The sequence below is a fragment of the Sulfitobacter sp. 1A13679 genome (genome assembly GCF_043557115.1).
GTDB lineage: Bacteria > Pseudomonadota > Alphaproteobacteria > Rhodobacterales > Rhodobacteraceae > Sulfitobacter > Sulfitobacter faviae.
The window spans coordinates 24,236-49,176 of record NZ_JBIFFO010000021.1 but is presented as its reverse complement, the minus strand read 5'-3'; the positions used below and the strand labels follow the sequence as shown (position 1 = coordinate 49,176).

General features: G+C 56.8%; 24 protein-coding genes. 6 read left to right on the top strand and 18 right to left on the bottom strand.

Features of this window, described 5'->3' with window-relative positions:
• The first annotated feature begins 84 nt into the window (after window positions 1-84).
• Window positions 85-1,050 carry a calcium/sodium antiporter gene (locus tag ACGYLA_RS15660; protein WP_132446868.1) on the top strand — a complete coding sequence of 322 codons (966 nt, stop codon included), beginning with the start codon at window positions 85-87 and terminating at the stop codon, window positions 1,048-1,050.
• Window positions 1,051-1,118: 68 nt separating this feature from the next.
• Here ACGYLA_RS15660 and ACGYLA_RS15655 read toward each other — a convergent pair whose 3' ends face one another.
• From ACGYLA_RS15655 to ACGYLA_RS15645, 3 genes are all read right to left on the bottom strand, one after another.
• Window positions 1,119-1,580 (bottom strand): pentapeptide repeat-containing protein, encoded by a 462-nt coding sequence (locus ACGYLA_RS15655; protein ID WP_240791683.1) that lies wholly within the window; start codon window positions 1,578-1,580, stop codon window positions 1,119-1,121.
• A gap of 27 nt (window positions 1,581-1,607) precedes the next feature.
• Window positions 1,608-1,859: a zf-TFIIB domain-containing protein gene (locus ACGYLA_RS15650; protein WP_132446870.1), complete on the bottom strand. Its 252-nt coding sequence runs from the start codon at window positions 1,857-1,859 to the stop codon at window positions 1,608-1,610.
• 170 nt (window positions 1,860-2,029) lie between these two features.
• Window positions 2,030-2,431: a response regulator gene (locus tag ACGYLA_RS15645; protein WP_132446872.1), complete on the bottom strand. Its 402-nt coding sequence runs from the start codon at window positions 2,429-2,431 to the stop codon at window positions 2,030-2,032.
• A gap of 223 nt (window positions 2,432-2,654) precedes the next feature.
• Here ACGYLA_RS15645 and ACGYLA_RS15640 point away from each other — a divergent pair, with 223 nt between their 5' ends.
• Window positions 2,655-4,202, top strand: a complete 1,548-nt coding sequence (locus ACGYLA_RS15640; protein ID WP_165935626.1) for a PAS domain-containing sensor histidine kinase — start codon at window positions 2,655-2,657, stop codon at window positions 4,200-4,202.
• A 55-nt stretch (window positions 4,203-4,257) separates the two neighbouring features.
• On the opposite strand, the gene ACGYLA_RS15635 is transcribed toward ACGYLA_RS15640, so the two are convergent.
• From ACGYLA_RS15635 to ACGYLA_RS15610, 6 genes are all read right to left on the bottom strand, one after another.
• Entirely contained in the window at window positions 4,258-4,407 is a 150-nt protein-coding gene (locus tag ACGYLA_RS15635) for a hypothetical protein (RefSeq protein ID WP_165935627.1), read from the bottom strand.
• Between the two features lie 112 nt (window positions 4,408-4,519).
• Entirely contained in the window at window positions 4,520-5,938 is a 1,419-nt protein-coding gene (locus tag ACGYLA_RS15630) for a TrkH family potassium uptake protein (protein ID WP_132446876.1), read from the bottom strand.
• A 6-nt stretch (window positions 5,939-5,944) separates the two neighbouring features.
• Complete coding sequence (locus ACGYLA_RS15625; protein ID WP_132446878.1) at window positions 5,945-6,625, bottom strand: response regulator; 681 nt, start codon at window positions 6,623-6,625, stop codon at window positions 5,945-5,947.
• Window positions 6,625-8,196 (bottom strand): ATP-binding protein, encoded by a 1,572-nt coding sequence (locus ACGYLA_RS15620; RefSeq protein WP_394433697.1) that lies wholly within the window; start codon window positions 8,194-8,196, stop codon window positions 6,625-6,627. Before ACGYLA_RS15620 ends, ACGYLA_RS15625 begins: the two co-directional genes overlap by 1 nt.
• Before the next feature lie 450 nt (window positions 8,197-8,646).
• Complete coding sequence (locus tag ACGYLA_RS15615) at window positions 8,647-10,041, bottom strand: pilus assembly protein TadG-related protein (protein ID WP_394433694.1); 1,395 nt, start codon at window positions 10,039-10,041, stop codon at window positions 8,647-8,649.
• Window positions 10,010-10,447, bottom strand: coding sequence for a TadE/TadG family type IV pilus assembly protein (locus ACGYLA_RS15610; RefSeq protein ID WP_394433692.1), 438 nt, complete (start codon window positions 10,445-10,447; stop codon window positions 10,010-10,012). Before ACGYLA_RS15610 ends, ACGYLA_RS15615 begins: the two co-directional genes overlap by 32 nt.
• Before the next feature lie 120 nt (window positions 10,448-10,567).
• Here ACGYLA_RS15610 and ACGYLA_RS15605 point away from each other — a divergent pair, with 120 nt between their 5' ends.
• Window positions 10,568-10,825 (top strand): transposase, encoded by a 258-nt coding sequence (locus ACGYLA_RS15605; protein WP_394433690.1) that lies wholly within the window; start codon window positions 10,568-10,570, stop codon window positions 10,823-10,825.
• Between the two features lie 52 nt (window positions 10,826-10,877).
• Here ACGYLA_RS15605 and ACGYLA_RS15600 read toward each other — a convergent pair whose 3' ends face one another.
• Complete coding sequence (locus ACGYLA_RS15600) at window positions 10,878-11,429, bottom strand: transposase (protein ID WP_394433688.1); 552 nt, start codon at window positions 11,427-11,429, stop codon at window positions 10,878-10,880.
• Between the two features lie 587 nt (window positions 11,430-12,016).
• Between ACGYLA_RS15600 and ACGYLA_RS15595 the strand changes: the two genes are divergently transcribed.
• Window positions 12,017-12,415, top strand: coding sequence for a hypothetical protein (locus ACGYLA_RS15595; protein ID WP_394433686.1), 399 nt, complete (start codon window positions 12,017-12,019; stop codon window positions 12,413-12,415).
• A gap of 116 nt (window positions 12,416-12,531) precedes the next feature.
• Here the strand turns inward: ACGYLA_RS15595 and ACGYLA_RS15590 are convergent, their stop codons facing one another.
• The 3 genes from ACGYLA_RS15590 to ACGYLA_RS15580 are packed head-to-tail and all read right to left on the bottom strand — an operon-like array spanning window position 12,532 to window position 15,518.
• A complete protein-coding gene (locus tag ACGYLA_RS15590) occupies window positions 12,532-13,302 on the bottom strand; it encodes an ABC transporter ATP-binding protein (protein ID WP_394433684.1) in 771 nt (256 codons plus the stop codon).
• A complete protein-coding gene (locus ACGYLA_RS15585) occupies window positions 13,296-14,357 on the bottom strand; it encodes a FecCD family ABC transporter permease (protein WP_394433682.1) in 1,062 nt (353 codons plus the stop codon). The genes ACGYLA_RS15590 and ACGYLA_RS15585 overlap by 7 nt, the downstream gene beginning before the upstream one ends.
• Before the next feature lie 42 nt (window positions 14,358-14,399).
• Window positions 14,400-15,518 (bottom strand): ABC transporter substrate-binding protein, encoded by a 1,119-nt coding sequence (locus tag ACGYLA_RS15580; protein ID WP_394433680.1) that lies wholly within the window; start codon window positions 15,516-15,518, stop codon window positions 14,400-14,402.
• 125 nt (window positions 15,519-15,643) lie between these two features.
• On the opposite strand from ACGYLA_RS15580, the gene ACGYLA_RS15575 reads away from it, so the two are divergent.
• Both ACGYLA_RS15575 and rpsU read left to right on the top strand, forming a co-directional pair.
• The gene (locus ACGYLA_RS15575) at window positions 15,644-16,390 is read left to right on the top strand and encodes a class I SAM-dependent methyltransferase (protein WP_394433678.1); all 747 of its coding nucleotides are present in this window, start codon (window positions 15,644-15,646) and stop codon (window positions 16,388-16,390) included.
• Between the two features lie 115 nt (window positions 16,391-16,505).
• Window positions 16,506-16,712, top strand: coding sequence for a 30S ribosomal protein S21 (gene rpsU / locus ACGYLA_RS15570; RefSeq protein ID WP_174857891.1), 207 nt, complete (start codon window positions 16,506-16,508; stop codon window positions 16,710-16,712).
• Window positions 16,713-17,166: 454 nt separating this feature from the next.
• Here rpsU and cysG read toward each other — a convergent pair whose 3' ends face one another.
• Genes cysG through nirB form a run of 5 tightly spaced genes read right to left on the bottom strand, consistent with a single transcriptional unit; the run spans window position 17,167 to window position 24,939 of the window.
• Window positions 17,167-18,642, bottom strand: coding sequence for a siroheme synthase CysG (cysG, locus tag ACGYLA_RS15565; RefSeq protein ID WP_394433676.1), 1,476 nt, complete (start codon window positions 18,640-18,642; stop codon window positions 17,167-17,169).
• Window positions 18,643-18,654: 12 nt separating this feature from the next.
• On the bottom strand, window positions 18,655-19,557 hold the full coding sequence (locus ACGYLA_RS15560) for a glycosyl transferase family protein (RefSeq protein ID WP_394433674.1): 903 nt from the start codon (window positions 19,555-19,557) through the stop codon (window positions 18,655-18,657).
• Window positions 19,554-22,184, bottom strand: a complete 2,631-nt coding sequence (locus tag ACGYLA_RS15555) for a molybdopterin-dependent oxidoreductase (RefSeq protein WP_394433740.1) — start codon at window positions 22,182-22,184, stop codon at window positions 19,554-19,556. Before ACGYLA_RS15555 ends, ACGYLA_RS15560 begins: the two co-directional genes overlap by 4 nt.
• A complete protein-coding gene (nirD, locus tag ACGYLA_RS15550; protein WP_394433672.1) occupies window positions 22,184-22,513 on the bottom strand; it encodes a nitrite reductase small subunit NirD in 330 nt (109 codons plus the stop codon). The genes ACGYLA_RS15555 and nirD overlap by 1 nt, the downstream gene beginning before the upstream one ends.
• Window positions 22,510-24,939, bottom strand: a complete 2,430-nt coding sequence (nirB, locus tag ACGYLA_RS15545) for a nitrite reductase large subunit NirB (RefSeq protein ID WP_394433670.1) — start codon at window positions 24,937-24,939, stop codon at window positions 22,510-22,512. Before nirB ends, nirD begins: the two co-directional genes overlap by 4 nt.
• Window positions 24,940-24,941 lie beyond the last annotated feature (2 nt).

Sequence of the window (24,941 nt, the reverse complement as noted above, 5' to 3'; positions counted from 1 at the left end):
TGTAGAGAACTGGATGGAACTCTATTTGGGTATGAACCTGAGGGAACCAAGAGCCAATGCAATATTCTTACGAGCTGAGACCGCATGGGCGTTGATCTGATCTACATCGCAGCTGGCCTCATTCTGCTCTTCGCGGGTGGTGAAGGGCTTGTACGCGGTAGCGTGTCAATTGCCGAACGGGCTGGGCTCTCCAAAATGGTCATCGGACTGACCATCGTGGGGTTTGGCACCTCAGCACCGGAGTTGCTGGTCTCCTTGAAGGCCGCATTCAGCGGAGCCCCTGAGATTGCTCTGGGCAATGTGGTCGGGAGCAATATCGCCAATATTCTTCTTATTATCGGCGCAGGTGCCCTAATCATGCCGATCGCCGGTTGGGATAGGTCTGCTGTACGGGAAGCTCTGGTAGCGGCCTTGGTCGCTTTCGCGCTGTTTGGTCTGCTCAAAGGAGCGTTTTTGGACCGGCTCGAGGGCGCTCTGTTGCTGGCGGTTTTAGCTGTCTACCTCGGTGCGACGTTTTGGATGGAAAAACGCAGCCGTGACTCCAAGATGTTTGAGCATGAGGCCGAAAACTTCGAAGGCTCTGGCGTTTCCAGAACGAGCGTAGCCGCCGTCTTTGTTGTAGGTGGCATCATAGCACTCGTGGCGGGCGCAAACCTTCTAGTGACAGGTGCAGGATCAATCGCCAAAGCCTTTGGGGTTTCCGATGCTGTGATTGGCCTGTCCCTCGTAGCCATCGGCACCTCCCTGCCTGAACTTGCCACATCTATCTCTGCGGCCCTTAAAAAACAGTCTGACGTAGTCATAGGCAATGTGATCGGGAGTAATATTTTCAACGTTTTGGCGATCCTCGGGATCACATCCGCGATTGTCCCCATCGAAGTCAGCGACCGGTTTCAAGGGTTTGACATGGTGTTCATGCTGCTTCTGTCATGCGGCCTAGCGGTGATTTTGTTTGCAGCCAAGCGCATTGGTCGAGTAGCAGGCTTCCTGTTCATAGCGGGCTACGCTGTCTACATTGGATACTTATTCCAAAGCGGCGCGATCAGCTAGCCTTCCTGAATATCCCCGGCCGGGGTCGCATGAAGATGTAGCTCAAGCCAGACCGATTAGATGGCCGCTCAATCGCATTCTGTGCTGACCATCGTCTCATCTGGCACCTGCGTGTTGCAGTAGATCCCAGCATCAAGATCAGTGTCGACCAAAACGGCATCTTCAAAAACAGCGGCCTTCAGAACCGTGTTTTCGAACGACACGTTGATGAGCTTGGCGCCGGTGAAGCTGGCGCCCGTCAGATCGGCAGAGTCAAAGGAGACATTCTCCAAGGTTGCATAATCAAACAGCGAAAGATTGAGGCCTGCTTCAGAGAAGTCCACGTCTCGAAGCTCAGCTTCGGTCAGGTCTATTCCGGTCAGTTTCCGACCCGTAAGGTCCAGCTGCTCGAAGGCACAGCCGGGACATCTTCCGAGCATACGCAATTGTTTCTCTTGCTCCGGTTCCTGCCCGATCGCGGACGTGCCAAAGAGCGAAGCGACAGCCAGAAGCACGCCGAGGCGGCTCGTCCGAAACGCAGAATTTTTCAAGAAGTACCACCTAAGCCTATAAGGCCTCTAAAAATCAAAAAGCTCGCTCAAGAAGCCTTCGCGCCGCTTCTTTTTATAGGGCCTGCCATGACCGTGATCTTGTCCGGAGTTGCGCAAGGAGGCGACCTCACGGGGTGCAGGTTCGGGGCCCGAGCGTTCAATGATCTTGTCTAGCTCGCCTCGGTCTAACCAAACCCCACGACATTGAGGGCAGTAGTCAATTTCTACACCGGAGCGATCTGTCATCACCAGCTGGGTTCCATCGATCGGACATTGCATCGGTTAAGCCTCCTTCATTCCTAAGTTAATTGGGCACCCGCGATGCAAACTGCAACCACTTCAAATTTATTCTCGCCAGAATCGCTGTGCGTTTGAGCGGCTGGAGCGGAGCCAGCCAAGTTCCAGATGGTCATATAAAGTGGAGTGCATGCCTGCTCTCCGGGTGCGAGCTAGATCACGCGGTGCGCAGCATCCCAACGATCAGATGAAGCGGCCTCTTTCAAAAAAGCTATAACAGTCTCGGGCTGATAGGGTTTAGCAATAAATGTCGTGCCGGTAGGAAGACTGTTTGCCGCCACATTTGAGGCTCCGGATGCGACAATGATCGCAATGTGCGGCCATCTGCGGCGCACAATCTTTGACAGTTCTAAACCGTTTAGTGAGCCAGGCATCTCAATATTTGTGAACATGATGCCTATGTCATTATTCGAAGTGAGAACTGTGAACGCGTTGGCCGAATGTGCAGCAGCGTATCCCGAGAGGCCCGCATCCTCCACAAGGCCCATGGCCGCGAGGCGCAAAAATGGATCAGCTTCTACGACGAGAACGCCGCATGCATCACTAACGATCATAACAGAGATATTCCTATGCGCTGAGATTTACATATCATTGCTAGATAAGCGTTCTATGTCATTTTCAATTGACCTGCCCCCCCTTCCTCACTAAAGCCATTTTCCCGACAAATATTTAACAACATTGAGTATCCGTCGGATTCTTTCCTCCACGCTAGGAGGATGGTTAAGTAGCAATGGCTCGCATCGCTAAAAAATGCACTTGTCCGAGGAAGGTGTACCTATGAAAAAACATACGCACAGCGCCTCTCCTGCAAGTTGTCCGACCGACCAGCTTAAAGGTCGAGATGCTCCGGTAAATAGCGTACCGCATGCCATAGCGATCGAAACTATGGAAACGGCGTTGGCAGCTGCTCGGATAGCCGTGTTTGAACTCGATCTGGTTGCAGACACCTCGAATGTCTCAGCAACTTGGCGTGATCTTATGGATGTCGACCTGTCCGACGGCGTCGACTTTCAAACAGAATGGCGAAAGAGAATCCACCCTGACGACGAAGTGCTTATCGAACGTGCATTGGCTGATTACGTAAATGGCCAAGCTCCCCGGGTGGCAGTAGAATATCGGCTACGTTCACGTGATGGGCTGGACTGGCTCTGGATGCGTACAGATGCCGAAGCAACTGAGTGGGATGCTCAGGGGAATGCTCTCAACTTGGTCGGCACGCAACGAGACATTACAGACCGAAAACGCGCCGAGATAGCGCTGCAAGGTAGCGAAGAACAATTTAGGTCTCTGATGAACAATGCCCCCATCGGAACAGCCTTGGTTTCATTGGAGGGTCAGTGGCTGGCGACAAATGCAGCAATGACTGCCTTCCTTGGCTATTCAGAAGAAGAACTGAGAAGCACAGATTTCCAGTCCATAACGCATGAGGACGATCTGGATAGTTGCCTTTTGAAAGTCCAAAAACTTTTAAGTGGTGAAATTGACGCTTTCGAACTCGATAAAAGGTATGTGCGCCCCGATGGAGAGATCGTTTGGGGGCATCTCTGCGTGGTTCTTGTGCGGAGCGATTATGGCCAACCTTTGCACTACATAACTCAGGTCTTAGACATAACTGAGGCTCGGAAGTTGGATTTCCTCAGGAACGAGTTCATGTCCATCATTGCTCATGAATTACGCACGCCCGTGACGGCAGTCGTAGGGGCGCTGGATATGCTCGACGTCGTTTGTCCCAATGGTCCAATAGAAAAAGTGCAGCAGCTTGTAAAAATTGCCAAACGCGGCGGTGACCGGTTGCGCACGGCGTTGGAAGATCTACTCGACTTCGAACAAGTGTCAGGCGGAGCTTTATCCCTCAACCTGACTGAAACAAATATTATCGAAATTTTAGGAGAGGCGCTGCTGAAGAGCCAACCCGTCATGGATCAGCATAAAAGTTCAGCCCGCATGATCCTACAGGAAAGCGAGATCTCCTGGAAATGCGATCCGGTTCTGTTGGATAAAGCGCTTAGGCACCTGCTCTCAAATGCTGCTAAATTTTCTCCTGAGGATACTGAGGTTCGGGTTATAATCGCGAGGGATACAAGCCAATTAAGCATCCGTGTAAAAGATTCAGGCCCCGGCATTCCCGGTAATCTTCAGGAGAAGATATTTCAGCCTTTCTGGCAGCAAGACACATCTGACACAAGAGCGCAGCAGGGTATCGGCCTCGGGCTCACTATTTCCCGCCAGGCGATCCGAAGAATGGGCGGTGAGCTATCAATCGAGGCCTGTGGTGGGCCGGGGGCTGAGTTTCTTATCACGCTTCCCGCCTGCCCTTCGCAATGAATTCACCTCAGCGAGGAGGGTGACGGGAAGTACCGCCACTTTCGCCCACTCAGATTCAAAAGGACCCGCCGAAGAAGTGGTTGATCGCAACGTAAAGAGTAAAGGTGCACAGAACCGCCATAGAGGGCATCACGGCCCAGATAAATAGCCGTCGCTGCTTAATCTTATCGCGCTTTTTTTCCTTCTCCAGATCATCTAGACGCATCGTGTTCTCCGTAGATCAGCAAACGGCGCACAAGGCCGCTTCGCCAAAAAGTTTCTATCTGGTGGAAGGCAATTTCTTGCGGGGAGGCCTCACCAAGTATGACAGGCGCCTCCTACACCAATTCTCTCCAGAACGACGGAGAGAGAAGTACGAAGACCGTCAGCATCTCTAGCCGACCAGCGTACATGCCCAAGGACAGCAGCCATTTTGCCCCATCGGGTAGCGAGGAGAAGTTGCCTGCCGGGCCTATGATGTTGCCTAGACCGGGCCCGACATTAGCCACTGCGGTGAGGGCACCGCTAATTGAGGTCGTCATGTCCAAACCGAACGAGTTAAGAGCAACTGCGAGGCCCATTACTGTAGCAGCATAGAGGGTGAAGAAGGTCATCACCCCGTTGATAACATCATAGTCGACCACCCGCCCTTCGTAGCGGGTTGGAAAAACTCCATGAGGCTGATGAATATGCCGCATCTGGGCGTATACGCTGCGGATCACGACCACCCATCGCATCATTTTTCCGCCTCCCGATGTAGAGCCCGTACATCCACCCAGGGCCGTGAGGCATAAAAAGGTAGTCGCTGCAAAGGGTCCCCAAAGCGTATAGTCGGTTGTCGCAAATCCTGTGGTGGTTACAACCGAGACGACATTGAAAGCCACCAGCCGCAGGGTCTCAAGAAGCGGTGTGTGTGTTGTAATGACACGCCATAGTGTCAGGATGAAAATCGCCGATGACAGAGAGATGAGCAGGGCGCGAATCTGTTCGCTACGGAAGGCGCCCCTTGTCAGCACGCGGATATACCACGCGAACGGCAGGGCCGCTGTCAGCATAAAAAACGTTCCCATCCATTGCAGGTAAGCGCTTTCGAAAAGGCCGAATGAGGAATCTGAGGTAGAGTAGCCGCCGGATGATACGGTCGTGAAGGCGTGTACGAGCGCTTCAAATCCGGTCATGCCGCCGGAAAGGTAGGCGATGGCGCAAATGAAGGTCAGGGCAAGATAAATCCAGACCGTTGCTGAAGCAAACCGAGCGGCACTGGCGAGTGCCTTCTCCCCTTTTTCTGAGCTTTCTGTTTGATAAAGCTGCATGCCACCAACGCGCATGATTGGCAGCAGAGCTATGCCTGCGACAATGAAACCGACCCCGCCGATCCATTGAAGCAGTGCCCGCCAAAGCAAGATGCCGTGATCCGTGTTGTCGAGTCCCGTCATTACGGTTGAGCCGGTGGTGGTAATCCCCGACATGGATTCAAAGAACGCGTCGGAAAAAGACAGCCCCCAAAGCCACAGAGGAAGGCCCCCTGCCAAAGCCGCGACGAACCATGCGCTGCCGGTGAGAAGGAAGGAATGCCGACGGTCCAATCCTGGGCTGCGACCCATAGCGCTGACACAAACACCACCCCCAATGGACATGGTGATCAACGCTGCCTCGAAGAATACCACCCGCGTTGCGGGGAAGATGAGCGCATCGAAGGCCATTAGAACGCCAAGGCCGAGCAAAAGTAGGCCGTTGATGAATACCACGATTGCCATGCCGCCCTAGCTCTCGCGGAACCGGTAGCCGATGCCGGGCTCGGTAAATATCCAGACGGGGTCCGTCGCATCGTCGCCAAGTTTGGTGCGCAGCTGCCGGATAAATACCCGTAGATACTGGCTGTCTTCGGCGTGAGCCGCGCCCCAGACCTTTTCGAGCGCCATGCGCTGTGTCACCAGCCGACCGGGATGGGAGGCAAGAAGCCAGAGCAATTGAAACTCTTTGGGCGTCAAACTGAGGGCCTGGGTGTCCAAATGTGCTGAATGTGCAGCGACATCTAGAATAAGTCCGCCAATCTCAATCCGGGAAATGTCCTGCTGTTCGGTGCCACGGTCCCGAAGCAAGGCGCGCAACCGCGCAAGCAATTCGCGCGTACCAAAGGGTTTCGCCACATAGTCCTGCGCCCCAAGGTCGAGCGCTGCCACTTTTTCAGTCTCATCGGCGCGCACTGACAGAACAAGAACCGGCAGATTTGACCAAGTACGAATGTCTCGTAGCACATCTTTTCCGTCCCGATCCGGCAGCCCAAGATCAAGAACCAGCAGATCCGGCGCACCTGTGGCGGCCTGCACGATAGCCTCCCGGCCGGTTGCGGCCTCAAGAACAGTATGCCCCTCGGATTCCAGCGCGATCCGCAAAAAGCGTCGGATCTGATCTTCGTCGTCAATAACAAGAATACGGGCCATCAGACCTCCTGACCGGCGATCGGCAGGCGAAAGACGATTGTCGTCCCGCTTTCGTCTGGGTTGGTTGCCTGAACATAGATGTCACCGCCATGCGCATCGACGATGCCGCGCGCGATCGCGAGGCCAAGGCCCGTCCCGGCCCGCTGCGTATCGCCCGCCGTCACGCGGTAAAACATCTCAAAAACGTCGCTGCGTGCCTGCGCCGGTATGCCAGGCCCCTGATCGCTGATTGCAAGTTTCAACCAAGTGCTTTCCGCGTGCCCGGATAACAAAATTTCAGAATTCTCCGGTGCATACTTGGCGGCATTGTCCAGCACATTGACCAAGAGCTGTTCGATCAGGATGGGATCAACATCAATTAACGGCATGCTGTCGGGCAGGCTTAGTACAATCTTGTAGGGGGCGAGATTACTGCGGAGCCGCCGCCGGGCATTTCCGATAATCTCGAGCAAATCGGAGGCCACGCATCGAGGCCGAAGCGCTCCATGGCTCAGACGTGTCATGTCCAGAAGGTTCTGCACATAGCGGTCCAGACGCTCGCCTTCCTCCCGGATCGTCTCGGCCAAGTCATGGCGCATTGGTTCAGTGTAGCGGTCGCCCCCTTCTGCTAAAGTAGATGCAGCACCGATAATGCTGACCAAAGGCGTTCGCAGATCATGGCTGACTGATGATAAAAGTGCCGAGCGCAATCTTTCAGTTTCCGTCGCGAGGCGGGCAGCTTCGAGCGTTTCCGTGAGATCAGTACGTTCAAAAGCCAATGCCAACTGGCTTGCAAAAGCTTCCAGCAGACGTCGATCATCGCGTTCGATGGCTTTAGACCGAATACCAAGCGCAGCCAATGTTTCTTCGCCAGCACGCACAGGTAAGATCAACCACTCGGGGGAAATTGCTGAATTGCTGGCGACAGTGACAGGCTCCCCGGAGGCAATCGTTCGGCCGCAGGCCTCTTTGATACCCTCGTTCTCAACCGCTAATGCCGGGCTGTAAGCAATCTTTTCGACAGCATCTGCAAAAGTGCGAAACAGCGCCACCTCCACGCCCATTGTGGCGGTGACATGATCCACTGCGGCGTGCGCCACAGCCTGCGACGAAGGCGCACGCGCAATCTGCTGAGCGAACTCATGAAGGATCGTGATACGCTCCACACTCCCACGTAGCGCCATGGCGCGGGTCCGAAGTCGCGCAGCCAAACTGCCGGTGACAATGGAGGCCAGAAGAAACAAGCCAAGGGTTACCAGATCAGCTTCTTGTAGGACACGGAATGTGAAGCGTGGCTCAGTGAAGAAGTAATTGTATGCAGCGAACCCAGCAAAGGATGCCAGGATTGAAGGCCCGGGACCGCCGATCGATGCAACAACAACGACACCAGCCATGAAGACAAGAGTTAACTCGCCAACTGGTAAGGTGGCTTCCAGCACCCTGGCTGCAAACGTGACCATAACCATCACTAGACAGGCGCCCAGATAGCTGCGGCTTCCTGCATGCGTCCGTGCACGGTGAAGTCTGAATTTCGGCATTTGGCGAGGACGGTTGATTGGGTTTACCTCAGAAATCACAGCACCTTGGAGCATCCAGCGCTACTTTTGCATCGAGAGCACGTAAAGACGCTATGCTTGTTTTCACTAGCTCGTATAAAAAAATCATAAAAGTTAGGGCTGCGCGTTGATTAGGAGCGATCGCTGGAGTTGCAGATTTGAAAGACAGAAGCAGTGATTTCTGGCGATAGCTATCGGTTTTCTCAAGAGCCGCTTTGGGTCCCCGTTGGACGTGAGGTTCAATGGGGACAGGCATGGTGGAGCAGCAATACGAGGTCTAGTTGAGCCCGATCAATGATAAGGAATTAAATCCGTTAAGAACGGAGATTTCCAACTAGGTAGGCCAATGTCTTGGGTGGGTGAAAGCAGATTACGGCTAAGTGAAGAGAGGGGCAGTCAGGAGCGATTTACGTGTTTCTAGTGGATCGCGCCCTAGATGCCCGAAGGCCTGAACTTAAGAGCCGCATGCAATGACAGAAAAATTTCTTAATTTACCATTCTGAAGTATGGAGCTCGATACGCATTCTCCATGCCAGAGTTCCGGCAAAAGCCCATATCCATGTTGCTTGTTCCGTCAATTTGGCCGTAGGAAATGAACGATGCCCCCTTAACTCCATCTGCATTAGCAGAAAAGGTAATGTCCCCCATCGCCAAGACTTGTCCATTGTAGACGCTCAGAGAGGAGGCGACCTTGAAACCTCCGAGGGTCATCAGCGAAGCACCGCCACCTTCTGCGCAATCATCATCACGGCCAATCTGTAAGCCTTGAGGGGAGTTTAAGGATGTTGCTCCCTCATGGGTTGTTGCGATCACCACATCTTCCAAGACAACGCCGTTAGAAAACTTGATCTCGCAATCGGAAATGAAAACAAATTCACTGTAGAGGCCAGCATCCATGGTGATAGAGCCGGAGCCACCACAAATCATACGATTTACTGCATTTTCTTTGAAGTGATAAGAGTTCAGTGAGTTGGTGTTTCCCTTCGGTTGTGGTTCCCCTGGCGGGAGACCGGGGAATTCTCTTAGGTCGATGTCGTAGTAATAGCTAGGGCTGACATACGGCGGCAGATGCTCAGCTTCTGCCGTCCAGAAGCTATCGATGATATCAGGCAATTGATTGAGCAACCGCAGACGGTACTTTCCGTTCCGAAGAGCAGTTTGCAGGCCGTCGTTCTTTTCGAAACCGGATCTTGGGATGTCGAGGTCGTCGATGTTCGGCATCGATACAACAGTTCCCGGTTCAAAATAGTTATTCTGATTCATGCTGACATATTCATTTGAATGAATGCAAAAGCCATTTGAGAAATTGTTGTTTGATTGGACATCCACTACGCCTTCGGCAACGAAACCTTCGGTAAAACAGCCTGGATAATATGTAGAATAAACTGACTCGACTCTGACATCGAATGTATCGCGGCCGACTAGGCGGAGTAGAAAGTTGCGCGAGGCATTATCCCGGGCCTCCTCCATCATTGCGTGAACTTGCACCGCAGACCTAGAATTTGGATCTTGAACGAAGCTCTGTTCCGCAAAATCCCATTTCCCAAAACTCACATCAGTAGCCAATAGAGCATTATAACCGAACTGGTTTGGAGGCAGCATAGATGCTACGGTTTCAGTTGCCGTCGCAATGGATTCTTCCGGACTGTGTTTTTCTCGGGTGTAAAGTGCAGCGTGAGCCGCACTATCCGCAGCCACTTGTAGTTGTGTCCGTTCAGAGATTACTTTGTTAATATCAACGGCAAGCCCACCAAGAATGAGACATATCAAGAGCAGGAAGAGGGAAAGAAGCGTAATGGCTCCATCTTCTTTATGAACCCACTTGAGATGAGCTTTTATAGGCACAGCCTCAAAACTCCACGATATGTTGGGCGCTGACAAGAATTTGCACGCTGTCAAACGTGCTCCTGGCTAAATTCAAAGGCATCAATTTTCCAGCGGAAGCTGTGAGGTCCGTCTTTACGAAGCCCCCTGAGATCGTAGTTGCAACGTTTATATCGGCATCGAGATGTGCAACCTGTCCGATAATGTAATCCTGAACGGCTATACTATCGGGAAGACGACCTAGGGAAAAGGCGCGGTTGCCATCATGTACAATCCGCGTCAACTGCGACTCATAGAAAAATACCATCGAGACGTTCATGATTATCGCTAGTACAAAAACGAAAATCGGCAGCCAGATCACTGATTCAATCGTAGCAGAGCCCTGATCATCCTTACAGAATCTGGTTACACGACGTGAAACGCTCGCTTGATCGGCTCTGACTGTATCCCAAGATCGCTGCATAGTGTGGTCCTTAGGGGAAGGAAACTCCTCCCGTGGAGTAATTTGGTGCCCTAAGAATCTGACTTAAATACGTTCTCGCGGCGGCATTTTTTCGTTTTTCTGTAATCGATCCGTGGCGATATGCGATTGTCCCTCAATCCCATCGCGCTCCGCGCAAGCACAGCCCTTTGTCGCCGCAAGATCTTCAGCATGTATGGGCGCGGCATGACGACCCGTGATGCCCAACGGCAAATCGAGGAGGTCTACAGTTTTGAGGCATCTCCCAGCTTGATATCGGCGTGCACCGAGGCCGTGATGGACAGCATGGTCTTTTCCGATTGCTCAGGTCCCGCGGATAGCCGCCAAGTTCCTTTTTTATCATTCCACTCGCAGTCTTGAGCAGATCATGCTCAATCGGGAACTCGCGGATGTCGCACTGCAGAGCTTCACGCTAACGCTCCAATTCTTCAAGCTCTGGGTGAAGGGCGCTCTTCTTGCGTTTCATCACGGCAGGAGCCTCCGGGCCAAGGCTCTGTGTTTTCCAAGCATAGAGCGTCGGCCGACTAACTCCGAACTTTTTGGCCAGGGCCTGGGCATTTTCTTGACGGCTATATAGCCCGACCACAGCAGCCTGCTTCACGGCGTCAGTGTGGTTGCCAGGGCCATATGCCGCGTTGGAAGCCGGCTTCATGTCAGGAAAGGCGTCGCGCACCCAAGCCGTCATTGTGGCCCGGCCAGGATAGCCTAAAGCACGTAGTGTCCATGAGATGCAGCGGCCATGGGTTGCATAATGCTCTAACGCCACCTGCTTCTGTGCCGTCGAGAACTTAGGCGGGCGCGGCGCCGATTGTATAGGCAAGTCCTGCAGACGTTCGTATTCTCGATGCCACCCTTTCAGGGCGTTCTTCGTTGGATACCCCAACTCACGTATTGTGGCCTGCACACGCTTACCGAACTTGAGATAAAGCTTAACCGCGCGCAGTCGTTCTTCGTAGCTGTACATGGACTATCTCCAAGATAGTCCAACTTTTCGTCCGCACCCCCCCCCCTTAGATGAAAAGTGAAGGTGTCCGAACAACCAGAACCTTGCGAAAACTGTATTTAACAAGAGCCCCTACATGCGCGAAAGCCCGCGCCAGTCTGGACGGGGGACGCGAGCTTTCTGAGAAAACCGAACAGAGAATCGGCATTCTCCAGAAAAGTATGTTTTACAGGTCAACCAAAGGCAACTGGGCCGCGCTTGAAGACCGAAATCAGCCCGAACCCGGTGGAATTTTGCCGAACTGTCTTTTCATGCTAGGTGCCGTCCAAGGGGAGCTAGCATGCGCCGAAAAGAAGATGACATACACGAAGAGTGCGAGAAGATCAGGCATCGTAGGTTTTTGATTTGGGGCGTGGTACCGTCTATGGTTTTCCTATGGGGCTTCGCTCTATGGGTCGCGCTGGAGCATTTCTTCAACGCCTACTAGGTCAGATAAGAAGATGGTTCCGCAGAGAGGTGTGAGCCTAGCCGGAGCCAATCCCTCGGTATGTTGGATCGCGATCTAGCCCTCCCGCTTCTAAGAACGATTAAGGGGAGGAAGACCTTAGATGGACCCAGAGTTTTTAAAATTCGGTGCTACGTGGGGATATATCCTGTCCGCCCAAGGTAGGCCGTCCGCCAAACGGCAGCGACAAGACATTTCGCTGCATGGGGTAATTGACCAGGTTTGGTGTGACCAGTTTGAGGGGCAAACTACGCGTCCTCGAAAGCATCTCATCCAACGAGAGCAACTGCTGCTGGCGGTAAATCAAGGGGATAAGGTCGTTGTGACGGCACCAGAATGCCTGGGATTGTCAGAACGTGACGTGAACTGGTTCTTGACAGAACTCGCCACTCGCGGCGTGCTTCTGTTAGTCCATTCCGGAACCATTGTTGTTGATCCGGGTGGATCGACAAGAGACTTAGCTGCTGTAGTTGGCCGATTTCATAGCAAACTGCGACTATGACACTGGAGCGCGGAGAGACCGTTCGACAGAAATTTTGACCAGCTTGACATCATTATCAGGTAAAATGGCGGCCGAGCATTCTGTGATGAAGGCGCCTAAGGTGGACCGCTTCACCGTCAAACCGCAACCCTTTTGCTCTCAGCTGGCCCATCGACGATCATCATTGCGCAGCCTCGCGAGCAGCGCTCAACGCGGCTGTTGATACCATAGAGGCGGCGGATCATCGCGGGTGTCAGTACCTCTAGGGTCGGACCGGTGGCGAGGATGCTGCCCTCGCCCAAAGCGATGGTGGTCGCGCTGCAACGCATCACCTGATTTAGGTCATGCAAAGCGAGGATCATTACTGCTCCGCTTTCAGCGGCATAGGATTGCAACGCCTCCAATACCTCGTATTGCCGGTAAAGGTCGAGCGCGGAGGTGGGCTCGTCCATCAGGATAACCCGCGGCCGCGTCACCAGTGTCTGTGCGATCGAGACGACCTGGCGTTGCCCGCCGGACAGTTCCGGCAATTGCCGCTCAGCAAGTGCGGTGATGCCCAATCTGGCCAAGACGTCGTTCACGGCCGTTAGCTCGGAAGCCGAAAGGCGCCAGCCGCCCCCACCCTGCTTCAGCGCGAGTATGATGGATTCGTAGACCGTCAGCGCTGCATTCATCCCCGTATCCTGAGGCATGTAGCGCAAGTCCTCCGCGGCTGCACCGCTGAGACGCACAGTCCCTGCCCCCCGCATCTGACCTGCGATGCGCCGAAACAACGTGGACTTACCAGCCGCATTGGCTCCCACAAGAGCGGTCAAGCTGCCTCCTCGAATAAGCGGTGTTGTTGCCTTGCTGAGGACCTCATGCCGACCATAGCGCGCACCGAGGTTTTCAAGTTGCAGCGTCACCATGCTTTACGCCCCTTGGTCAGAATAAGAGCGGCAAAGAAGGGAACGCCCACCAATGCCGTGATAATGCCAATGGGCAGGACAGCGCCGGGCAGCAAGGCCTTCGAGAGCACAGATGTGGCCGAAAGGATCAGCGCGCCAGCTAACATCGCTCCAGGCAGGAAGAACCGTTGATCTTCACCCAAGAGAAGCCGTGCCACATGTGGACCGACAATGCCGATGAAACCTATCGTGCCGACGAAGGAAACCGGCACGGCCGCCAAGAGCGATACGAGAAACAAAGCTTCCAGTCTCAGCCGACGCACCGGCACGCCCATTGCCGCCGCGCGCGCTTCACCCAGTCGAATGGCGGTCAGGGCCCATGCCCGGCGAGCAAAGAGCGGCACACAGAGCGCGAGGACCACCGCCGTCACCGCCACCTTGCCCCAAGTGGCTTTGGTGAGGCTGCCCATGGTCCAGAAGACCACGGCAGATAGAGCCTGCTCCGAGGCAAAATATTGCAACAACGCCAAGGCTGCGTTGAAGCTGAAGACCAATGCGATGCCTAGAAGGATAATGGTTTCGACCGTCACGCCCCGTAGAGTGGACAATCCAAAGATCAGCAAAGCGGCTGCCATCGCCATCAGAAAAGCATTGATCGGCACCATCAGGGAAATCGCCGCCGGAAAGAGTGCGACCCCCAACACCATCGCCAACGCCGCGCCAAAACTGGCTGCTGCCGAAAGGCCGAGCGTGAAGGGACTGGCCAAAGGGTTCGCCAGGATGGTCTGCATCTGCGCCCCGGCAAGCGACAGGCTTGCGCCGACCGTCACCGCGAGCATGGCCATCGGCATCCGAATGTCCCAAATGACGACCCGCATCTGCACATCCGCATCGGTTGGAGAGACGAGGGTCCGCAGCACATCTGCCACCGAATAACGCGCCGGTCCCAGTGATACGTCCACCGCGACAGAAAGTATCAGCAAACAGGCCAGCAGAGCCAGAATGAAGATACGTCGCGTCACCAGCCCGCGGTAGGCGAACGCGGGTGCCGCAGTGTCGGATGTGATACTGGTCATTGGTCTGCCTTATTCGACAAGAGGGTGCGCTGCGCGCCCTGGTTACTTCAGTGAAACCCAATATCCAGGACGGTAGTCGACGGGCAGGAACCGCTCGTGAAGTTCCTTAAGTGTTGCCTCCGCGTCGAGGTCGGCAAACAACTCCGGGTGCAACCATGTCGCCAGCCGTTGGACGGCGACAAAGCTATAGGGCGAATTGTAAAACTGATGCCAAATCGCGTGAACCTCGCCTGCCTCGACGGCCTTAACACCGGTAAAGGCGGGACGCTCCATCAAAGCCTGCAACTTCGCACGGGCCTGCGCTTCGTCCGAGCCTGGCCCGACGCCAACCCATGCGCCACCGGGGACGTAGGCCTCCCAATTTCCACCGGTGACTATGATTTGATCGGGGTTGGAGGCGATCACCTGCTCCGCGTTCACCGTACCAAATGTCCCGGGGATGAACGGGGCAGCCATGTTTTCCCCACCCGCCAGTTCGACCATGCGACCGAAGTTGCCGCTGCCGAATGACATGCAGCAATCCTCGGAGTAGCCCCCTGCCCGTTCGACAAATACCAAAGGTCGCTCCAGATCGTTCTGCGCATCGATCACATCTGTGACACGGGCGATCTGCTCTTGATAGAAGTCGTTGAAGTCATCGGCACGCTCTTCTTCGCCAAACAATTTACCGATGATTTCCATCGACTTCGCGGTGTGTTCAAACGGCTTTTCGCGGAAATCAACATAAACGATAGGGATGCCGACCTTGGCGAGTTTTTCCTCATAGCCTGCCTCATCGGTAGCCGCCTTGGCTTCGAGGTTCATGATCATCACGTCAGGGGTCAGGGATACGGCCTGTTCAATATCGAATGTGCCATCCTTGAAGCCGCCGAAGGTCGGAATATCAGCGATCTCGGGGAATTTTTCAGCATAGGCCTCATAGCTCTCGGGCGCGGCCTCACGGAAATCGTCCCGCCACCCCACCACGCGCTCGAATGGGTCTTCGCCGTCCAATACGGCCGCAAAGAAAATTTGCCGCCCTTCGCCGAGAATTACCCGGTCCACAGGTGCTTCGAGTGTGACTTCTCGCCCTGCAATATCCGTTATGGTGATCGGGGCTGCAAAGGCAGGAGCGGAGAAAAGACACAGCGCACCGGCGCTCAAGGTGTAGCGAAGGGACATCAGAAGACCTTTATGTTTGAACTGGCCCACCGCGTATTAATTCCTACTTAAATAGTCAAGTTTTAATATTGACAAAAATTGTCGCCTTTAACATGGAGGTTATCGACACGTCTTGGAGCAGACCTATGACCCAACCGCTTGGCAGCAACCGTGATCTACGCGATGAGATCCGCGACTACTGGTCGGATCGTGCCGCCACTTTCGACGCCGAGCCAGGCCACAAGATTGGGCAAGGTGAAGAACAAGCAGCTTGGCAGGCGCTTGTCCAAAAACATCTCGGATCTGCCACGGGACGCCGACTGCTCGATCTGGCGTCTGGAACAGGAGAGATTGCGCGCTTGTGCCACGATCTTGGTTATGCGGTAACAGGTCTCGATTGGTCCGAGCCCATGCTCGAGCGCGCCCGCGCCAAAGTTCCGGCCGCAGTTTTTATGCAGGCTGACGCGGAGCGTACCATGCTGCCCGATGCAAGTTTCGATGCGATCGTAACCCGCCACCTTGTATGGACCCTCGTCGATCCGGCTGCAGCCTTCGCAGAATGGAAGCGCGTTTTGGTTCCGGGTGGACAGCTGCTGTTGGTCGATGGTGATTTCGTCACCCGTGGCTGGGTTGCGCGCACCTTGGCTCGGCTCTCTCCACGTCGGTCCCAGAACATGAATTCTCGTCATCAGGAAATTCTGTCGCAAATTCATTTCGCTCAAGGCGCTCGGGCGGAGCAAGTTGCTTTCCTGTTGGCCGAGGCAGGCTTTACGGATATTCGCATCGATACCGATCTTAGTAAAATACATCGCGCACAGGCACGACAGCTCGGCTGGCGCAGGTCTTTGATCCGTCACAGTGAGCATCGGTATGCTATCAGCGCAAAGGTTTAAGCGGAGGGAAGGACGAGCGCTTGTCTCACAGGCATTTCGATACACAAATTGCTCTTGCAACCAGCATGGTCCTGTTCTCTAGTATTTCTCGTTCATGATTAATGGTGTTATCCATATGCAGGTCAGTGTCCGCGATAATAATGTCGATCAGGCTCTTCGGGTTTTAAAGAAAAAGCTTCAACGCGAAGGCGTTTTCCGCGAAATGAAGCTCAAGCAGCACTTCGAGAAGCCTTCTGAGAAGAAAGTTCGCCAACAGGCCGAAGCAATCCGCCGGGCTCGCAAAGCGGCGCGCAAGCGCTTGGAACGTGAAGGCGTGATGTAGGTCTTCCATCGAACATCCAAGCCTGCAGCAAACCCATCGTTTTTAGGGTGGCCGATATGCTGAATTGGCCCGACTCTTCGAGTTTAACTGGTATTCCGATCTAGCTTTGCAGACATCAATGATGGTCTCGGCTCGGGCTGCCAACGCAGCAGAGTATTGGCGCGACGCTAACAAAGTTGGTGCCATATTTTTAAAGGCCCTATGTGCGAGTATCTGTCATAGCGCTTTCTAAAGCTCTAATTCGCTAGGTGCCTTGTTCCGGTCTCCACACTCGGAGCCCAGTACCTTTTGTGTCCGCCTCGGGTCAGATCCCCGGCGTGGCGACCTGCATTATTGGAGGAATGCAGATCAGAGAGCTCACTGCCGATCTCTGCGCGGCCCCTAAGCTGAACAGGTAGACGGGCATTGATCGTGTTTGGGCCGCTGTCAGGGGTAGGTGAAATACAGCTAACTGTCAGATGACATGGCCGCCACGAAATGAGGGCGCGACGGGACCCCCTTGCGTTCTGCCGCCATTCGGCACGGTCTCGCTCTGAAGGCTCAGCCCCGTATCGATTTTCGGCATCGCTGACGTGACACCATCCGCCGAAGGCCACGTGACGAGGAGGATCGCACTGCCTGTCACGCGATGTTCCCGCAAAACATTCGCCATCGTAGCGACGGTCGCTTCCAAATACCGTTGGCCTTGTTTGGTTACCTCAACACAAATATCCACCGAGCAGTCAGGCGGCATCCCTTGTTGCATCCACAGGCCGGACAGTCGGCTGGCCTGAGAGACCGACATATAAAGCGCGGTGGTGGTGCCGGGACCGGACAGGCGGATGCTGTCGGGCAATGGGTCTTCGGCCCTGCCGGTGCCTGTCGCCAGCACAAGGGTATTGGCGACACCCCGCTCTGTCAGGCTGCGGGTAAGCCCGGCGGCGGCGGCACAGGCGGCAGTCACACCCGGCACGATTTCGATTGGAATACCGGCGTCACGCGCGGCCTCCACTTCCTCGGCAGCGCGTCCAAACACCCCGGGATCTCCGGACTTCAACCGCACAACGCGACGGCCCTTCTTCGCCTCGGAGACGACCATGCTGTTGATCCGATCCTGCGGCCAGCGGTGGGCGCCGACGCGTTTGCCGACGAACACGCGCTCAGCGTCACGGCGGGCCAATTCCAGAACCTCTGCATCGACCAACCTGTCGTAAAAGATCACATCCGCCTCCTGAAGCCTTTCGACCGCGCGCAGGGTCAACAGGTCCCGCGCGCCCGGGCCAGCGCCGACCAAGGTGATCTGGGCGATACTCTCCCCGGTGGCGCCGCCGCTGGCAATGGCAGCTTTGATGTCGCGCGCGGCGTCGCGTTCGGCCCCGCGCACCCATTGCCTGCGGGGAGTCCCTTTGAAAACCCACGCCCAGAAGGCGCGGCGCTGCGCCAAAGGAATATTGCGTGCGACACTGGGTCTGAGCCGCCCGGCAAAGGCAGCGAGGCCACCAATGTTCTGCGGCAAAAACCGTTCAATCTTGGTCTTGATTTCGCGCGTTAATACAGGTGCGGTGCCTTCGCTCCCGATGGCCACGACAATGGGGTCGCGGTCCACGATGGCGGGCGTGGTCATGTCGCAAAGGTCGGGCTGGTCGACCACATTCACCGGGCAGCGTGCCGCCTTAGCGAGCGCATGCGCCGCTGCATCCAGCGCGGGACACCCGGTGCCGACAAAGGCCATGACCGCATCCTCGAACACCGCCCGCGATAGCTCTGAGCTCTGCCCTGCCCGCCCGCTGTTCACTAGATCAGCCAGTTCCGCATCGAGCGCAGGAGCCACCAGAACCAGTTCAGCGTCGGTTTTCAGGAGCAACCGCGCCTTCTGTGCCGCCTGCTCGCCGCCGCCAACGATAACGACCCGGCGGCCAGTCGTACGAATGAACATTGGAAAAGATTTCATGGCAATCTCCTGTCAGGCGGCCTGCTCGGCGGTGTTGGGAATACCCAGCGTATCAAGCGCAAGTGCTTTGGTGCCGGTGATGATCTCAGCCTCGAATGCGGTCGGCGTTTGGTGCGCCCACGTCCGGGCTGTATCGGAAGACAGACGGCGGGTTTCATCACAAAGCGCTGGAAAGGTCGCTTCCCAGCTACGCCCCTGCCGCAATCCGAAGGCCGCGATCTCTTTTGAAGGGTGACGTTCGAACTCTCCGCCGCCGCCCTTGATCACGGTCAGGCCATTCAGCCCCAAAAGCGCTGCCGCATCGGCCTGCAAGAGGCGATAGGACGGATGAAACACACCCTGTACACTGGCCGCAGCAGCGCCGGGATTCAGCATGCGGCAGACGGTGTTGACGCAAGACCGCAGTCCAAAAACCCGCCGCAAATCCAGCAGCCGGAACAGAGCGGGATGTGCACGTTCCAGCGGCAGATAGGCGATGCGGTCGCGATCAAGCAGCCGTGCAATTTCGTCAGCGGAATCTCCAACCCCAATCCCCGCGACGGCTAAGCCGTCCCGCACCTGTGCATCGGCGCCGTTCCAGCCGTGCAACAAGACGCGGTGGCCCGCCTGCGCGACCTCCTTCGCCGACAGCAGGAACCACGGCGCACCGCGCGTGCGGCCGGCGGCATAGCTGGGCCAATCCAGATCGACGGACGGCAAGGCGGGCATATGCGCCTGCGCCGCGGCGGCAAATCCGGCGATCTCTGGCGCGGTCTCGCCCTTCATCCGTAAAAGCATCAAAACCGCGCCCACGGCCTCGGCATCTGCGTCCCCCCGCAACATGGAGGAAATGGCATCGAAGGCTTCCTCCTGAGTTAAGGACCGTGAGCGCCCGGGCCCGCGCCCCAGCGTGCGAACATGGGCTGACAAGCTCATTCTGCGGCCTCGCGGGTTAAAAGGTTGTTCAACAGCTCCGCGATTTCCGGGCGGCAAGAACCGCAGTTTGTCCCAGCCCCCAGTGCTTCGCCGATACTTTCTACTGACATCAGGCCGCGCGTTTCGATCGCTTCAAGGATGGTGTTGATCCCCACGCCAAAGCAGGAACACAAGGTTGGTCCGGGGTTCGGGGCGTCGGCTGCAGGGCGTCCCGTTAACGCGCCAGCCGCGCGGGTGCCGGGCAATGCCACGAGGTAATCGCGCATGATCGCGACAGGGGTTGGCGACACAAAGAGTGCGCCCAAAAGCAGCCCGTCGGCGTGAGCCGCGATCCGCGCAGAGCCACGGCGCGCATCTATGATCGTGGTCAGCACAGCAGTCGGCGCGTCAAAGAGCCGTCTTGCCTCGGCCTCCCAATCGTCAGGATGCAGGCGGCCAGCCAACTCGGCGCGAAACCCGTGCGATGTCCGCGCCAAGGCCCAGTAGTCGGCGGTCAGGTGCATCGGTTTTTGTGCGATGGCAAAGCCGTACCAGCCTGCATCGAACCGGCGCAGGTCAACAACGCCCGCCTTGCTTTCAGGTTGGCCGGAAACCGGATCGCAGGCCGCCGCGATCAGCGCGTCGATCCGGGCCGAGGGGGCTGTCTCTGCTGTCCAGTGCATTGGGGCAAAGACCTGACGGGTTTGCACAGCATCGGTGATCCGCGCGCGCAGGATGCTGACACCCGTTGGGCTGGAGACCTCCACCAGATCGGAGGGGCGAATGCCCAATGCCGTGGCATCTTCGGGGTGAATTTCAAGAAAGGGTTCCGCCAGATGGGCCGACAATCGCGGGCTTTGGCCGGTGCGGGTCATCGTGTGCCATTGGTCCCGCACGCGGCCTGTGTTCAAACGAAACGGATAGCGTCGCGTCGTCCGGGCCGCTGGCGGCCGCCACGATACGGGCAGCAAACGCGCCTTGCCGTCTGGGTGAAAGAACCGCCCATCCGCAAAGAACCGCCCGCCTTCGCGCGCAGCAGTGATTGGCCAGCGCTGCGGGGCGAAGTGATCATATTGCTGGTCCGTGATCTTGGCCAAATCCGAGATATCAAAATCCCGTCCGAACCGTCCCGCAATGCCTGAAAGGGCTGCATATTCGCGAAAAATCTCTGCCACGCCGTCAAACTGAAATCCCGTTTCGAACCCCATCCGCCGCCCCACCTCGGCCAGAATATGCCAATCCGGGCGGGTCTGGCCGGGTGCGGGCAGTACGCTGCGTTGGCGGCTGATGGTACGGTCCGAATTGGTGACGGTGCCGGCCTTTTCAGCCCATGCAGTGGCGGGCAGGAGCACGTCGGCGAGCCGCGCCGTGTCGGTCTGATCGGTAATGTCGCTGACAACGACGAAGGGGCATTCAGATATTGCATCACGCACAGCATCGGCTTCGGGCATGGAAACGGCGGGATTGGTGTGAATAATCCACAGCGCTTTGATCCGCCCGTCGCCCACCGCTTGAAACATGTCGACCGCTTTGAGCCCCGGCTTATTGGGTAGGGAGGGCACACCCCAGAAATCACGCACGGCGGCACTGTGCTCGGCATTCTCCAGTTCCAGATGACAGGCTAACATATTGGCCAGCCCACCAACCTCGCGCCCGCCCATCGCATTGGGCTGTCCGGTCACCGAGAATGGGCCGCAGCCGGGCTTGCCAATCCGTCCGGTCGCGAGGTGGCAATTCAGGATCGCATTGACCTTGTCGGACCCGCTGGTCGACTGGTTCACGCCTTGCGAGTAAATCGTCACGACCTTCTCATGCTGCATCCAGAGGCGGCAGAAAGCGGTGATTTCCGCGTCGCTCAGCCCGGTTGCGGCCCCGCTTTCGATACGTGCCGTGTGCAGGGTTTCGTCATAGCCGCTGGTATGGCGCAGAAAATCCGCATCACAGGCACCGCCATCATAGATCTCGCGGAAAAGCCTGTTGAATAGCGCCACATCTGAGCCGGGTTGTAAGGCCAGATGCATATCGGCGCCATCACAGCTCGCGGTCCGGCGGGGGTCGATCACCACAATCTTGGTTCCGCGGGCTGCGCGTGCCCCCAGCAGGCGTTGGTACAGTACAGGATGACACCAAGCGAGGTTCGACCCCACAAGCACAACAAGATCGGCCTCGTCGATGTCTTCATAGGTCCCGGGTACGGTGTCGCTGCCAAAGGCGCGCTTGTGGCCGGCGACAGAAGAGGACATGCAGAGCCGGGAATTCGTGTCGATATTGGCCGACCCAATGAAGCCTTTCATCAGCTTGTTGGCGACGTAGTAATCCTCTGTCAGCATCTGGCCAGAGACATAGAAGGCGACGCTATCTGGGCCGTGCTGCGCGATGGTTTGCGAGAACCGGTCGGCGACATGCTGCAAGGCCAAGTCCCAGCCCACGTCCTGTCCGTCCACGCGGGGGGTCAGCAGGCGGTTTTCCAGACCCACAGTCTCCCCCAGTGCCGCCCCCTTTGAGCAGAGCCGCCCACGGTTCGCCGGGTGGTCAGGATCGCCGCGCACATCCAACCCGCCTGCCCCATCCGCGCGCAGCAGCACGCCACAGCCCACGCCGCAATAGGGACAGGTCGAGCGCACCTCTGGCATGGCAGAGCCGTCCATCACGCGGCACTCCGACTTGCGAGTTTGGTCCCATCAATCAGGATGCGCCCAGCCTCTACCCGCGCAGGGTATGTAGAGATGGCCCCCTCTTCGCCCTGCGCCTGCCCGGTGTTCAGGTCGAACACCCAGTTGTGCAGCGGGCAAGTGACGGATTGACCATGAACGATCCCTTCAGACAGCGGTCCGCCCTTGTGCGGGCAGCTATCGGTGGTGGCAAAAACCTCCGCCTCGCCAGTGCGGAAAAGGGCCACGCAGCCAAGTGCCGTCTTGATCTTGCGCGCGCCGCGCAGGGGAATGTCGTCTATCGCGCCGATGTCGATCCAGTTCATTCCGCGGCCTCCAGTGTCAGATTGGCGAGGGGCTGGTACCGCTCTGCCGTTTTGGCGTGCTCGGCCCAGGGGTCTTTGCGATAGATGGATTGGCTGAGCTCGAATGCCGCGATCAGCCGTGCGCGTTCCTCGGGGTCGGCGATGCGGGCCTGCACCCAATCGAGCCCAACCTTGGCGACCCATTTATAGGGGCGGTCGAGGTATTTGGCGTGCTCACGGTAGAGTTGGACAAAGGCAATCGTCACATCAATCGCCTCTTGCTCGGTGCCGACATCACAAAGGCGCTCGGTCTCTTTGACGTCCATCCCCGCTGCGCCGGCGACGCTCACCTGATAGCCGCTGTCGACGCAGATGATTCCGACGTCCTTGCAGGTGGCTTCGGCACAGTTGCGCGGGCAGCCGGAGACACCCAGCTTAACTTTGTGCGGCGTCCATGACCCCCAGAGCGCCTGTTCCAGCTTGATGCCTAGGCCGGTGCTGTCCTGCGTGCCAAAACGGCAGTGGTCGGTGCCGACACAGGTTTTTACCGTGCGCAGCCCTTTTGAATAAGCATGGCCCGAAACGAGCCCCGCCTTGTTCAGATCGGCCCAGATATAGGGCAGGTCTTCGCCCTTCACGCCCAACAGATCAATGCGCTGACCGCCTGTGACCTTGACCGTCGGCACATCGTATTTGTCCGCGGCGTCGGCAATGGCGCGCAATTCGGCCGGGTTGGTGATCCCGCCCCACATGCGCGGCACGACGCTGAAAGTGCCGTCTTTTTGAATATTCGCGTGTTTGCGTTCGTTCACAAAACGGCTCTGTGGGTCGTCTTGATACTCTAGCGGCCAATCGGCCAGCAGATAGAAGTTCACCGCGGGGCGGCAAATGTGACAGCCGTTGCGGGTTTTCCAGCCCAACTCCTGCCAAACGGCCTCTTTGGACTTCAACTCCTGCGACTTGATCAGCAGGCGGATGTCCTCATGGGTTAGGTCACAGCAGGGGCAGATGGGCTGGGCGGTCGGCATGACGAAGTCATCGCCCAGTGTGACCTGCAAAACCTGTTCGACCAGCCCTGTGCAGGTCCCGCAGGACGCACTGGCCTTGGTCGCCGCCTTGATCGCGGCCAAATCCGTCGCACCGCCCGCGATGGCGTCGGTGATGGTGCCTTTGCAAATGCCGTTGCAGCCGCAAATTTCCGCCTCACGCGGCAATGCTGCAACGGCTGAGAGCGGGTCCGAGGTATCGCCCCCCTGAAATGCCGGTCCGAAGATGAGCGTCTCGCGCATCTCGTCGATATCGGTGCCGTCCTTGATTAACTGGAAGAACCAATTGCCATCTGCCGTGTCGCCGTACATCACAGCACCAATCAGCCGGTCGCCCTCAATCACCAGCCGCTTGTAGATGCCCCGCGCCGGGTCACGCAGCACGATGTCTTCGCGCCCTTCCCCTTCAGCAAAGTCACCCGCGCTGAACAGATCGCAGCCGGTTACTTTCAGCTTGGTGGCAGTATCCTTCGCGATGAAAGCGTCGACCCCCTCCAGCAGACTCCGCGCCAGAACTTTGGCCTGATCATAAAGCGGCGCCACAAGCCCGAAAAGTTGCCCGTCAAATTCCACGCATTCGCCCACGGCAAAGATGTCCGGGTCCGACGTCTGCATCTGCGCATTCACCTCGATGCCCCGCGCAACCGTCAGCCCCGCGTCGGTCGCGAGCCGGGTTTCGGGCCGGATGCCAACGGCCATGACCACCAGATCGGCTGGAAGGGTTTCCCCGTCCTCCAGCAAAACGGCCTCGGCACGGCCCGCACCGATGATCGCCTTGGTTGAGGCCTGCGTGCGGATGCTGATGCCGCGCCCCTCTAGGTCCTTGCGCAACAGGTAACCGGCCGCCTCATCCAATTGCCGCTCCATAAGGTGGCCCATCAGATGCACCACCGTGACCTCCATGCCACGTTCGGCAAGACCGGCTGCGGCCTCCAACCCTAAAAGCCCACCGCCGATGACCACGGCTTTGCCGCCCTTCCCCGCTGCGCTTATCATCGCATTGGTATCGTCCAGATCACGATAGGTGACGACGCCCGGCAGGTCTTTACCGGGAACCGGAATGATGAAGGGCGCAGAGCCGGTGGCGATGATCAGCTTGTCATATGGGAGATGGCCACTCTGACCGGAGACCACCTTCATCGTCGGATCGATGCCCGACACAGACTCGCCAAAGCGACAGGTCACTCCCTGTGCGGCATACCAATCGCTGTCATGGGTGACGATTTCCTCATAGGTCTTTTCGCCCGACAGCACCGGGCTCAGCATGATGCGGTTGTAATTCCCCCGCGCCTCCGCGTTGAACAGGGTGATGTCAAAGGCATCCGGATCGGTCTCAACCAGATGTTCGATGACGCGGCCCGATGCCATGCCAGCGCCGATGATGACCAGTCTTTGTTTCATGG